Here is a 12243-nt window from a genome sequence, read left to right as displayed (position 1 = left end):
GGCCGCCGCCCGCGTCCCCCCGGACACGTGCGGCGGCCGTCGGGCGGGGGCCTCCTCGGCAGGAGGCCCCCGCCGGTTCAGGCCGAGACCGGCTTCGGCACCGGAACGCCCAGGCGCTCCGCGCTCTCGTTCAGCTCGCGCCAGACCTTCGGCGCCACCGGGATGCCCTTGTCCGCGCGGCCGGCGGCCACCGTGGAGCTCCGCTCGCCGGGGTAGAAGACGCCCTCGGCGTCGTCGGCGGCCGGCAGGCCCTTGAGGGTGGTGAGCGTCTGGTCGACGGCCGCGGTGAAGCCCTCGGCCCCGCCGAACGCCGCCGGGTCCAGGGCGATGAGCAGCGCGTTCTGGCGGTGCTTGCGGCCCTTCGGGTCGTCCGAGTGGAACGACGAGAAGATCGGCGCGCCGACCAGCACACTGGTCAGCAGCTCGAACGCCAGTGACATGCCGGACCCCTTGGCGCCGCCCAACGGCAGCGGCATGACCGCGAGTTCGGGGTCCGTGGTCGGGGTGCCGTCGGCGGTGGCCGCGGCGCCCTCGGGCAGCGGGGTGCCGCTCGCCTTCGCCTGGCGGATCTTGCCCAGGGCGATGGTGGCGGTGGCCATGTCGAGCAGCAGCGGCGCGTGGTCCTCGGCCGGGACGGCGATGGCCAGCGGGCTGGTGGCGACGGCCGCGCCCTTGACGCCGGTGTAGCCCATGTTGGGCATGCCGGCGACGAACCCGAGCCCGACCAGGCCCTGTTCGGCGATCTTCGTGACGTAGTAGCCGATGGCGCCGGTGTGCACGGTGGTGCGCACGCCCACGGCGGCGATGCCGCCGGTCCTCGCCCGCTTCACGGCCTCGTCCGCGGCGGCGCTCAGGGCCACCGGGCCCGGGGCGCGGTCGGCGTCCACGACGGCGGCCATCGGGGAGGTCGACTCGACCTTGATGTCGGGCGTGGCGTTGGCGATGCCCTTGGAGATCAGCTCCAGGTAGGCGGGGACGCGCGCGATGCCGTGCGAGTCGACGCCGCGCAGTGCGGCCCAGACGAAGACGTCCGCGGTGGTGGCGGCGTGTTCGGCGCTGAGGCCGCCCTTCTCGAGGAGCGCGGCGGAGAAGGTGCGCAGGTCCTCGGCGGGAACCAGTACCTTGCCCGGCTTGGGTGCGGGTGTGTCGGTCATGGTGGCGGATGCCTCTCGGTTCAGCGGGTGACGAGGACGTCGACGACCGCGGTGGTGCCCTCGGCGACGGCCTTGAGCGCGCGCTCCAGGGCGGGCGCGAGGGCGTCGGAGGTGTCGACGGTCTCGGTGTGCATCCCGAACGGTTCGGCGAAGGCCGCGAGTCGGGGAAGGCGGTGCAGGTCGGTGCCGAGCCACTCGCCGGTGTCGGCCGCCGCGCCCTCGGGGTAGAACCTGCGGTGGTTCAGGTTCATCGACTTGTAGACACGGTTGTTGAACACCACGATCAGCACCGGCAGGCCGTACGCGTTGGACGCGTCGTACGACTGGATCACCGGGTTGTAGGTGAAGGCGCCGTCGCCGATGGTGAGCACCACGGGGCGCTCCTTGGCGGCGAGCTTCACGCCCAGCGCGACCGCCATGCCCTGGCCGAGTCCGCCCTGCACGTAGAAGTACGAGTCGGGGTCGTCGGTCCGCACGTGGCGCTTGACGACACGGCTGTGCGTGATCGTCTCGTCGACGACGATGCCGTCCTTGCCGTCGAGCAGTTTGCGCAGGGTCGCGGCGACGAGCACCGGGTCGACGCCCTCGCTCTGCTCGGCCCTGGCCTCGGCCGCGGCGATGGCGGCCTGCTCGGCGGCGCGGCGCTCCTCCTGCGCGGCGAGGCGCGCGGTGACGGCGTCGGCGTCGAGGTCCTTGGCGCGCTTTGCGAGCTGGCGCAGGGTGTTCGCGACGTTGCCCTCCAGGTACACGTCGGCGAACAGCACCTGGTAGACCACGTGCGGGCGCTGCGGTACCTGGTCGATGACGACGATCTTCGCCTTCGACGGCTTGCGGCTCGGCGGGTAGAACGGCACGCGGCAGTTGACCAGGAGGATCAGGTCCGCCTCGTCCATCCACGGGCCGATGTCGCTGCCCGCGTGCAGCGGGTGGGTGCGCGGGAAGTTGCCGCACACCGCCGAGTCGGGCTCGACGACCGGGATGTTCCACGCCTCGGCGAAGGCGACGAGCGACTCGAAGCCGCCGTCCTCGCGGCCGGCCGTCTCCGTGACGATCACGGGGTTCTTCGCCTCGCGGATCATCTGGGCGACGGGGTCGACCTCTTCGGGCGAGCTGTGCATGGAGCCCGGCCTGACGATGTCCTTGGCCGCGCGGCCGTCCCACTCCTCCAGGAGGATCTCCAGGGGGATGTTCAGGTACGCGGGGCCCTGCGGGGCGCGCCAGGACAGCTCGGCCGCGCGGGTGATCATCGTCGGCAGCGTGTGCACGCTGGCCGCCTCGTTCGACCACTTCGTGAACGGCTGGGCGATGTTGTGCGGCCCGCCCACGATCGACAGGTTGCGGTACCACTGGCCGCCGGGGTCCTGGCCCGGTCCGTCGCCGTAGGTGCTCGACTCCGAGGAGGTGACCACCATGGGGACGCCGGCGAGCAGGGCGCCGTGCACGGCCATGGAGCCCTGGAGCAGCCCGGGGGCCGCGTGCAGGAGCACGCCCTGCGGGCGGCGGGCGACCAGGCCGTAGCCGGTCGCCATGCCGACCGCGACGGTCTCGTGGGTCAGGTCCAGGTACTCCGGCGCCGGGTCACCGTCACGGTGACGCCGGGCCAGGGACTCCCACACCGGGGCCCATTCGGACCCCGAGGAGCAGAAGATGTAGTCGGCGCCGACGGCGTTGAACGCGGAGACGACGGCGTCACCGCCGTCGGTGCCTGGGGTGTGCTTGCTGTCCGTCATCTCTGGTGTTTCCTCAGCCCTCGATCGGCCAGTTCAGGACCTCGCTGATGCCGCGGCCCATGATCCACTCAAGCTCTTCCGGCGTGAAGTCGTAGTGCTTGGTGAACTGCTCGATCGTGTCGGTGTAGGTGATGCCGTGGCCGAGCAGGCGGGTGATGTCCGTGCCGTAGAAGCAGCGCTGCGGGCCCATCTTGTCGACCATCTCGCGCACGTACTTCTCGATGTTCTTGTTCGGGAAGGGCTGCGTCGAGTAGCCGGGGAGCGCCGAGACCTTGACGTAGATGTTCGGGTGCGGGGCCAGGTCGGCGGTCTCCGCGACCCAGTAGCCGATCGCGTCGTCGACGCAGCGGGCCATGATGCCCATGTGGTCGATGATGATCTTCAGGCCCGGGTGCTTCTGGGCGATCTCGCCGAGCTCGCGCTTCCAGATGGGCGCGTGGACCATCGTGGGGACGTTCAGCTCCTCGGCGACCGGCCAGTACCAGTCGTTGGTGCCGTCGATCATCCAGTTGCGGTCCTGCGGGCGGTGGAAGGTGAGGCGGGTGCCCTTGATGTAAGGATTCTGCGCGAAGTCCTTGAGCATCGCGGTGCCCTCGACCTCGTTGTCCTGCGGGACACGGGCCATGATGCCGAAGCGGTCCGGGTGGGCCTCACAGGCTTCCAGCGCGTAGTCGATGCGGTTGCCCTCCCACGACGGCGGCAGGATCAGCGCACGGTTCACGCCGGCCTCGTCCATGAGCTCCAGGGCCTCCTCGTACGAGAAAGCTTCCTCACGGTGGCCGTTGAGGCGGATCCGCTCGCGAGCGCCGGGGACCCAGGGACGGTCCGGCGTCTCTTCCTTCCAGATGTGGATCTGCGTGTCGACAACGAACATGGTGTGACTCTTTCTCTTCGACGGGGGGTGGTGAAGTGGTGCGGAAGGAACGCTAGGCGGACGGGAACGCCTTGCCGAGAGCTGGGGATGCAAGCAGTAGTTGCGCGGAAGTGCGCAGTACGCAGGGCATTTTCAGCTTGCGGAACCGTCGCCGAAGACGGCCGCGGCCACGTGCTCCGCGATCGCCATGGACGCCGTGGCGGCGGGCGAGGGGGCGTTGCGCACGGCGGTGATGCGGCCCACCTGATGGATGCGGAAGTCGTCCACGAGGGTGCCGTCCCGGTCCAGTGCCTGGGCGCGCACGCCCGCTCCGCCGCGCACCACGTCGGCGGGTCCGACGCCGGGCACGTAGAGCTTCGCGTCCTTCATGAACGCGGCCGTGGACAGCGAGCCCCGGTACTCCTTGACGCCGGTCCGCCAGTGCTGGGCGGCCATCTTCCAGGCACCGGGGTACGCGGCGAGCGCCGCCAGGTCCCTCACGGAGACCCTGCCCAGGCTGTAGCCCTCCTTGGCGAGCGCCAGGACGGCGTTGGGGCCGACCTCGACGGAGCCGTCGACGCGCGGGGTGAAGTGCACGCCGAGGAAGGGGTAACGGGGGTCCGGGACAGGGTAGATGAGGCCGTTGACCAGGTCCGTCTTCTCCGGCTTGAGCAGCATGTACTCGCCCCGGAACGGCACGATCCGCGGCTCCTGCTTGTCCTGCGCGAGCTTCGCGACGGAGTCCGACTGGAGGCCGGCGCACAGCAGCAGCCGGTCGACCTTCACCCTGTCCTGCCCGGAGGCGACCTCGATGCCGCCGGGCACGTTGGTGATGGACGTGACCGCGAAGCCGAGGCGGACCTCGCCGCCGGAGTCCTCGATGTCCTTGGCGAACCCGCGGGCGACCGCCGGGTAGTCGGTGATCGCGGTGCGCGGCGAGTGCAGTGCGGCGATGCCGCCCGCGTTCGGTTCGAGCTCCCTGATCTCCTCCTTGGAGACCTTGCGGAGATCGGGCACGTGGTTGTTCCCGGCCCGCTCGTACAGGCCCTCCATGCGGCCCAGTTCGTCCTCGCGGACGGCCATCACGAGCTTGCCGATCTCCCGGTACGGGATGCCCCGCTCCTGGCAGTACTCGCGCAGCAGCGGCACGCCCCGCACGCACAGGTCGGCCTTGAGGCTGCCCGGCGCGTAGTAGATGCCTGCGTGCACGACGCCCGAGTTGTGGCCGGTCTGGTGGACGGCGACCGTCCGCTCCTTCTCGAACACCACGACACGGGTGCCGGGGCGGCGCAGCGCGATCTCGCGGCCCGTGGCCAGGCCCACGATGCCGGCGCCGACGATGCCGATCGTCTCGTCAGCCATCGGCATCCTCCTTTCCTTGCTGGGAGACCCGGGCGTCAGGCACCGAAGTGGATGGCGACGGTCTTGACGCGGGTGTAGAACCGCAGGGCTTCCTCGCCCTGCTCCTTGAACGGCGAGCCGGAGTCCCGGAAGCCGCCGAAGGGGTGGTGGACGTCCCAGCCGGAGGTGGTGGTGTTGACGGCGATCTGGCCGCACTCCGCCTCGTCGGTGAACCGGTAGGCGTTGCCCAGGTCCTTGGTGAAGACGGCGGCGGCGAGGCCGAAGACGGAGTCGTTGACCGCCTCGACCGCCTCCTCGAAGGTGTCCACCGGGTACAGCGCGACGACGGGCCCGAAGACCTCCTCGCGCCAGATGTCGAGGTCGGCGGTGACGTCGCCGAGCACGGTCGGGGTGACGTAGCAGCCGTGGCCGAGGGCCTCGTCGGCCGGGCGGTCGCCGCCGGCGAGGACGGACGCGCCCTGCTTGACGGCGCGTTCGATGTCGGCGAGGACACCGTCCCGCTGCCGGGCGCTGACCAGCGGCCCCATGGTGGTGCCCTCGGCGAGGCCGGGGCCCAGGCGCAGGGCGGCGGCCTCGGCGAGCAGCAGCCTGCTGAACTCGTCGTACACCGGGCGCTGCACGATGACGCGGCTGGTGGCGGTGCAGCGCTGGCCGGCCTGGGCGAACCCGGCGTTGGCGACGGCCTTCGCGGCGGCGGCGAGGTCGGCGTCGGCGAGGACGACGGTGGCGTTCTTGCCGCCGAGTTCGCCCTGGAAGCGGACGCCGGTGGCGGCGAGCTGCGCGCGCAGCGCCTCGCCGACCTCGTTGCTGCCGGTGAAGGACAGCGCGCGCAGCCGGGAGTCGGCGATCAGCGGGTCGGAGATCTGCGCGCCGCGGCCGGTGACGACGTTGAGGACACCGGCGGGCAGGCCCGCGTCGTGCAGGGCGCGCGCCAGGTGCAGCGCGGACTGCGGGGTGTCGGTGGCCGGCTTGAGGATCGCCGCGTTGCCCGCGGCGAGGCAGGGCGCGAGCTTGCGGGCCGGGGTGATCAGCGGATCGTTCCACGGGGTGATCAGCAGGACGACGCCGAGCGGTTCGCGCTGGTAGCTGGTGCGGGTCTCGGGGCGCGCGTCGTGCAGCAGCGTCCCGTAGCCCTGGCGGGCGACGCCCGCGTAGTACTCCAGGAAGTCGGCCGCCTTGATCGTCTCGCCCGTCGCCTCGGCGCGGGTCTTGCCCATCTCGGTGCTGACGTCCTCGGCGATCCGTCCGACGCGCTCGCGCAGCAGGCGGGCCGCGTCGGTCATGATCCGGGCCCGCTCGAAGGGGCTGGTGCGCTTCCAGGTCGCGAAGCCCTGCTCGGCGTGGTCGTAGGCGCGGGCGACGTCCGCGGCGCTCATCGCGGGAACGCGGGCCACCGGGGTGCGCAGGTCGGAGGGGTCGTGGACGTCGATCCACTCACCGGTCGCGACCCACTCCCCGCCGGAGAGGGTTTCCAGGGTACGCATTGAAAGATCACTTCCTTTGTCGGCCGTGGTGACGCGTTCCGCACTGTGGCGCTGCAGAACGGGCCGGATGTGACCACACACCATGAAGCGGTACCCGCACCACCCCCGCGCGGGAAGGCATTGCTTGCACCGCGCGCGGGCCGGGGCGGGGGCCGGCCGTGTTGGAATCAGCAGGCCGGACGGCATGTGCCACGCCGCCGGGAGCCGACGGGCCGGGGCGGGGAGCCCGCGGCCCGGCCCGTACGAAGGAGAACCACGGATGGCCTACGCAGTCGTCGCCCGCTACCACTGTGAGCCCGCCGACGAGGCCGCGGTGCGTGCCGCGCTGCTGAAGGTGCGCGAGCACACCCGGGCCGAGGAGGCGAACCTCGCGTACGAGGTGCACGCCGAGGTGGACCGGCCGGGCAGCTTCGTGCTGTACGAGCAGTACGCGGACCGCGCCGGGTTCGACGCGCACAAGGACGCGGCCCACTTCCAGGAGCTGATCGTGGGGACGGTGTGGCCGCTGCTGACGGACCGTTCGGTGACGTTCGCCGACGTGCTCTGAGGAACCGGCGGCGCCGGTACGGGAGTTCGCGGCGTCGCGCACGCCGCAGGCCGGGAGACGCTCACGCGTCTTCCGGCCTTTCGCGTGCCCCGGGTGCGGAGGGCGGCCTCCGCGCCCGGGGGTGCCGCGGTCAGAACTCGTTGCCCCAGCAGTAGCGGGCCAGCGTCTCCACCAGGACCAGCTTGCGGCGCTGCTCCTCGGCGGTCAGCAGCGGCCGTGCGGCCACGTCGGCGAAGCCGCGCGAGGGGGCGATCGCCATGTCCTCGATGTCCTTGAACTCCGCGCCGGCGTCGACCCGTGCCATGACGGTGTCGATGTCCTCCAGCTCGGCGGTGGTCGCGTCCACGACGCCCAGGCACACGTCCCGGTCCTCGGGCAGCGCCTTGAGCAGCTCCAGCTCGCTCTCGGTGCCCTGGAAGTAGGGGAGCACCCAGCGGTCCACCGGGATGCCGGCGTACAGCTGCCCGACCTTCGCCGCGTCGAGTGCGGCGGGCGCCTCGAAGCCGGGGGCGAGGCCGATGCGGACGCCCTCGGGGCGCTCGTCCAGGCGCACGGCGAGCGCGTCCACGGCGAGGGCGTCCTCGAAGGACAGCGCGCCGCCCCCGGCGGGCTCGGCGGCGACCTGGGCGAGCAGCAGCGGGTTGTTGAGCTGGATCAGGCGCACGCCGCGCGTGACGAGGAGTTCGATCTCGGCCTGCACGATCGCGGCGAGGGCCTCGCCGAGTTCGCGGGCCGAGGCGGGGCCGCCGGAGGAGGCGAGCGCCGGGTCGAAGGTGGTGGCGGCGATGTAGGCGGGCGACGGCAGGGTCACCTTGGGAGCGATCCAGGTCAGGTCCGCCAGGCGGGCCGCCCAGTCGGCGACGAGCGGGCCGTCGGCCTTGGGCAGCGACTCGGCGACCCAGCGGACCAGGCCGTCCTCGTCCGTGTCGTCGGTGCGGCGGAAGCCGGAGACGCCTTCGAGCACGGCGCTGCGGAAGTCCTCGCGGGGCAGGTCGCCGTCGGTGACGACGGTGGAGCGCAGCTTGCGCTGGACCGCCACGACCTCCTGGACCGCCGCCAGCTCCGCCTCGCGCAGGGCCGCGGCGTCGATGTCGCCGGCGGCGTGCCTCTCGCGCGCGGTCACCAGCTCGACGGGGCGGACCAGGCTGCCGTGGTGGTCGATGCGGTAGTTGAACGTGTCCGCCATGGGTCAGTCGTCCTTTCCGGCGGGCTTGCCCGCGACACCCCAGGCTGCGAACTCCAGTTCGTAGCCGAGACCCGACAGCACGTCCTCGGCGATCTGCTGGTCCTCGTCGGCGGTACCGCCGGCGATGCCCAGGCCGCCGATGATCTCGCCGTCCTTCTTGATGGTGAGGCTGCCCTCGGTGGCGAGGATCGGCATCGAGGCGCCGGGGAGCTGGGAGAGCTGGGAGAAGAAGACCGGCTGGCTCTCCTGCCACTTCTTCAGCATCTTGCCGGGGCGCTGCATGATCGCCGCGGTGTACGCCTTGGCGCGGGCGATGTCCGGGGTGAGCGGACGGGCGCCGTCGGGGCGGCGGATCGCGATGGGGAAGCCACCGGCGTCCACCACGGCGACACTCACGGCCTTGCCGATCGCCTGGGCGCGCTTGTGGGCGGCGGCGATGATCTCTTCGGCGGCGTCGAGGGTGAGGCTGCTCATGCTGCTTCCTTACTTCGCGGTCAGGGTGCGGCGCAGGTGGGCGACGGCCGCGTTGTACTTCTCCGGCGTCTCCCAGTACATCGAGTGCGGGGCGCCGGGAACGATCTCCAGGTGGGAGCCGGGCAGGAGTTCGTGGGCGCGGGTCACCGTCTTCACGCTGAGCACCGCGTCCTTCTCGCCGGCGAGGAACGCGACCTTGACGCCGGACGCCTCGATCTCCTCCAGGCTGGGCCCGTTGGTGTCGAGGTTGCGCAGGTCGGCCATCTTGGCGACGTTGAACGTGCCCATCTGCTGGAACAGGAACGTGAGGTCGGCGCGCTCCTGCTGGAACTGCTTGGTCAACAGCCGGTCGATCACCGGGAGTTTGACGGCCTCGGCGCGGTCGGCGGCGGCCAGCTCCTTCAACTCGGGATGGCTCAGGCCGCCGAGCGAGTGGCCGAGCGCGACGGAGGTGACGCGCTCGGGACGCAGCAGGCCGGCGCGCAGGGCGGCGACGGAGCCGATGGACTGGCCCACCAGCATGACGTCGGTGAGGTCCTCCTGGTCGAGCACGGCGACGACGTCCCCGGGGAAGTCCTGGCCGTCGAACTCGGGCATGGAGGAGTCGGACTTGCCGAAGCCCCGCAGGTCCACGGTGACGACCGTGAACTCGTCGCGCAGCGCCGCCACTTGCTGCCACCAGGCGGCGTGGTGTCCGCCGCTGCCGTGCACGAAGAGGATCGCCGGGCCGCTGCCGTGGCGCTCGTAGTAGATGGAGGTGCCGTCGGAGTCGGCGATAGGCATGAGGGTGAACTCCTAGCTGGTGGCGGTCAGTTGGGGCGCTTGCCGTGGAAGACCAGCTCGATCATGGTGTGGTCGGGGTCGTGGATGTAGCAGAACTTGGACTGGTTCTCGGGGCGCTCGATGGGCCGGGTGTGCCTGATGCCCAGCTCGTTCAGGTGCGCGAGGAACTCGTCCCAGTCGTCGACCTCGACGGCGAAGTGATAGGGCGCCATGCGCTCCATCTCCTCGACGGGGGTGAAGTGCAGGTCGAAGTTGCCGCGGGTCATCAGCACCACTTTGGTGTTGGACTTGGGCATGATGCGCTTCATCCCGAAGACCTTCGTGTACCACTCGGCGGTACGGTCCGGGTCCGTGGTGGGGAAGTTGACGTGATGGATGTAGCGGGGGGCGTTGCTCATGACTGCTGCCTTTCCGGGGGTTCGGCCTGAACGGGGTTGGACAGGACGCCGATTCCGCTGATCTCGATGTCCACGGTCTGCCCCGGCTCCAGCTGGCAGGTGGACTCGGCACCCATCCACAGCACGTCACCGGGGTGCATGGTGTTGTGCCGGGTGATCTCGACGATGAAGTCGAAGGGGTCGAAGACCATGTCGCCGGTGGCAAACGAGGCACGTTCCTCGCCGTCGACGCGGAGGGTGGTCGTCTGTGCCAGGGCGTCGACGTCGGTCTCGATCCACGGCCCCATGGGCTTGAACGTGTCGCTGTTCTTGCTGCGCCAGAACGTGCGGTCCTGGTGCTGCCAGGTGCGGGCGCTGACGTCGTTGCCGATCGTCCAGCCGAAGACCGCCTCGCGTGCCTCCTCGCGGGTGGCGTGGCGCAGCGTGCGGCCGATGACGGCGACGAGTTCGGGTTCGGCCTCGAAGCGGCCCTCGACGCCCGCGGGCCTGACGATGGGTGAACGGTGGCCGGTGAGCGCGTTGTTGGCGCGGTAGCCGACCTCGGGCGTCTTCGGCACGACGGCGGCCGCGTTGCCGAGCCGCGCGGCGTGCTCGATGTGGCGCGGGTAGTTCATGCCGACCGCGTAGAACACGGGCGGCACGACGACGGGCAGCCAGACGGCGTCGGCGCGCGGGACGGTGCCGATGACGGTGGGCTCGCCGTCGAGGGGGGACTCGGACAGCAGTTCGACGTCCTCCTCCCCCACGCGGCCCCAGACCGCCCGGCCGCCGACGGACACGCGGGTGTACCTCATGGCGTCAGCCCGCCAGCAGGTGGGAGACGCGCTTGGTGACGAGGTAGGCGTCCAGTGCCTCGGGGCCGCCCTCCCTGCCGTAGCCGCTGTCCTTGAAGCCGCCGGAGGGGGCCTCGTGGACGGAGCCGCCGCAGTGGTTGATGGAGAGGATGCCGGCCTCGAACCCCTCCACCAGGCGCTCGGCGGTGGCCGCGCTCTCGGTGAAGCCGTAGGCGGCCAGGCCGTACGGAAGGGAGTTGGCGACGGCGAGCGCCTCGTCGAGGTCGGTGAACGGGACGATCGGGGCGAGCGGGCCGAAGGGCTCCTCGCTCATCAGGTCGGCGTCGGCGGGGACGTCGGTCAGGACGGTCGGCGCGAAGAAGTAGCCGGGCCGGTCCAGGCGTTCGCCGCCGGTGCGGACGGTGGCGCCGCGGCGCACGGCGTCGGCGGTCAGCCGCTCGACGGACTCCAGGCGGCGCTCGTTGGCGAGCGGGCCCATGGTGGTGCCGTCCGCGAGGCCGTCGCCGACGACGACCGCCTCGGCGGCCTTCACGAACTCGGCGGTGAACGCCTCGATGAGGCTCTCGTGGACGAGGAACCGGCTCGGGGAGGTGCACACCTGGCCGGCGTTGGCGAACTTCGCCTGCGCGGCCTTGCGGGCGGCCTTCACGGGATCGGCGTCGGCGCACACGATGACGGGGGCGTGGCCGCCGAGCTCCATCAGCGAGGGCTTCATGACCTTGCCGGCCTCGCCCGCCAGCAGCTTGCCGACGGGCACCGAGCCGGTGAACGCGATCAGGCGCGTGACCGGGGAGCCGATCAGGTGCGCGGACACCTCGGCGGGCTCGCCGAAGACGAGGTTGATCACGCCGGCCGGCAGGCCCGCGTCGACGAAGCAGGCCACGAGCGCGGCGGCGGTCCCGGGGGTCTCCTCGGACGCCTTGATGACGATGGAGCAGCCGGAGGCGAGCGCGGAGGAGATCTTGCGCATCGGACCGCCGGCGGGGAAATTCCACGGCACGAACGCGGCGACGGGGCCGATGGGTTCGCGGCGCACGGACAGCAGGGTGCCGGGCTCGGAGGGGATGATCCGGCCGTAGGCGCGGCGGGCGTCGTCCGCGTGCCAGCGCAGGGTGCCGGAGACGCGGCGGGCCTCGCCGGTGGACTCCCGCAGCGGCTTGCCCTGCTCCAGGGTGGAGATCCGGCCGATGTCGGCGGCGCGCTCCTCCAGCAGGTCGGCCGCGGCGTGCAGGATCTCGGTGCGCCTGGCGACGGGCGTCGCGCGCCAGACCTTGAAGCCCTCCGCGGAGGAGGCGAGGGCGCGGTCGAGGTCGTCGGCGGTGGCGAGCGGCACGTCGCCGACCGGCTTCTCGGTGGCGGGGTTGACGACGGGGGCGGTCCGTCCGGTGCCGCCCTGGACCCACTCGCCCGCGATGTACATGCGGACGGCGGGATAACCGTGGTCGGTGGTCATGGATGGGTGCCTTTCCAGGCTGCGG

12 protein-coding genes are annotated in these 12243 nt (G+C 71.5%); 1 reads left to right on the top strand and 11 read right to left on the bottom strand.

The features are described from left to right. Positions 1-77: 77 nt before the first annotated feature. From ACFZA0_RS24615 to ACFZA0_RS24595, 5 genes are all read right to left on the bottom strand, one after another. Positions 78-1154 (bottom strand): Ldh family oxidoreductase, encoded by a 1077-nt coding sequence (locus ACFZA0_RS24615; protein WP_391020707.1) that lies wholly within the window; start codon positions 1152-1154, stop codon positions 78-80. A gap of 20 nt (positions 1155-1174) precedes the next feature. Continuing rightward, entirely contained in the window at positions 1175-2884 is a 1710-nt protein-coding gene (locus ACFZA0_RS24610) for a thiamine pyrophosphate-dependent enzyme (protein WP_391020705.1), read from the bottom strand. Positions 2885-2897: 13 nt separating this feature from the next. Next, positions 2898-3758 carry an amidohydrolase family protein gene (locus tag ACFZA0_RS24605; protein ID WP_391020703.1) on the bottom strand — a complete coding sequence of 287 codons (861 nt, stop codon included), beginning with the start codon at positions 3756-3758 and terminating at the stop codon, positions 2898-2900. 132 nt (positions 3759-3890) lie between these two features. Further along, entirely contained in the window at positions 3891-5099 is a 1209-nt protein-coding gene (gene lhgO / locus ACFZA0_RS24600) for an L-2-hydroxyglutarate oxidase (RefSeq protein WP_391020701.1), read from the bottom strand. Positions 5100-5134: 35 nt separating this feature from the next. Then, a complete protein-coding gene (locus ACFZA0_RS24595) occupies positions 5135-6583 on the bottom strand; it encodes an aldehyde dehydrogenase family protein (RefSeq protein WP_391020697.1) in 1449 nt (482 codons plus the stop codon). 259 nt (positions 6584-6842) lie between these two features. Here ACFZA0_RS24595 and ACFZA0_RS24590 point away from each other — a divergent pair, with 259 nt between their 5' ends. Continuing rightward, on the top strand, positions 6843-7130 hold the full coding sequence (locus ACFZA0_RS24590) for an antibiotic biosynthesis monooxygenase (RefSeq protein WP_391020695.1): 288 nt from the start codon (positions 6843-6845) through the stop codon (positions 7128-7130). 130 nt (positions 7131-7260) lie between these two features. Here the strand turns inward: ACFZA0_RS24590 and ACFZA0_RS24585 are convergent, their stop codons facing one another. From ACFZA0_RS24585 to ACFZA0_RS24560, 6 genes are read right to left on the bottom strand one after another with little or no spacing between them, the layout of a single operon-like run. Further along, positions 7261-8316: a methionine synthase II (cobalamin-independent)-like protein gene (locus ACFZA0_RS24585; protein ID WP_391020693.1), complete on the bottom strand. Its 1056-nt coding sequence runs from the start codon at positions 8314-8316 to the stop codon at positions 7261-7263. A 3-nt stretch (positions 8317-8319) separates the two neighbouring features. Further along, positions 8320-8790 carry a heme-binding protein gene (locus ACFZA0_RS24580; protein ID WP_391020691.1) on the bottom strand — a complete coding sequence of 157 codons (471 nt, stop codon included), beginning with the start codon at positions 8788-8790 and terminating at the stop codon, positions 8320-8322. A 9-nt stretch (positions 8791-8799) separates the two neighbouring features. Then, positions 8800-9573: an alpha/beta fold hydrolase gene (locus tag ACFZA0_RS24575; protein ID WP_391020690.1), complete on the bottom strand. Its 774-nt coding sequence runs from the start codon at positions 9571-9573 to the stop codon at positions 8800-8802. 26 nt (positions 9574-9599) lie between these two features. Continuing rightward, positions 9600-9971 carry a VOC family protein gene (locus tag ACFZA0_RS24570; RefSeq protein WP_391020688.1) on the bottom strand — a complete coding sequence of 124 codons (372 nt, stop codon included), beginning with the start codon at positions 9969-9971 and terminating at the stop codon, positions 9600-9602. Then, positions 9968-10765, bottom strand: a complete 798-nt coding sequence (locus ACFZA0_RS24565; RefSeq protein ID WP_391020686.1) for a fumarylacetoacetate hydrolase family protein — start codon at positions 10763-10765, stop codon at positions 9968-9970. Before ACFZA0_RS24565 ends, ACFZA0_RS24570 begins: the two co-directional genes overlap by 4 nt. A 4-nt stretch (positions 10766-10769) precedes the next feature. Beyond that, positions 10770-12218 (bottom strand): aldehyde dehydrogenase family protein, encoded by a 1449-nt coding sequence (locus ACFZA0_RS24560; protein WP_391020684.1) that lies wholly within the window; start codon positions 12216-12218, stop codon positions 10770-10772. Positions 12219-12243: the final 25 nt, after the last annotated feature.

Origin of the sequence: Streptomyces sp. NPDC008150, from assembly GCF_042956945.1 — a bacterium.
In the GTDB taxonomy this organism is placed as follows: domain Bacteria; phylum Actinomycetota; class Actinomycetes; order Streptomycetales; family Streptomycetaceae; genus Streptomyces.
The sequence above is the reverse complement of the archived record's forward strand: the minus strand, read 5'-3'. Positions and strand labels throughout refer to the sequence as shown.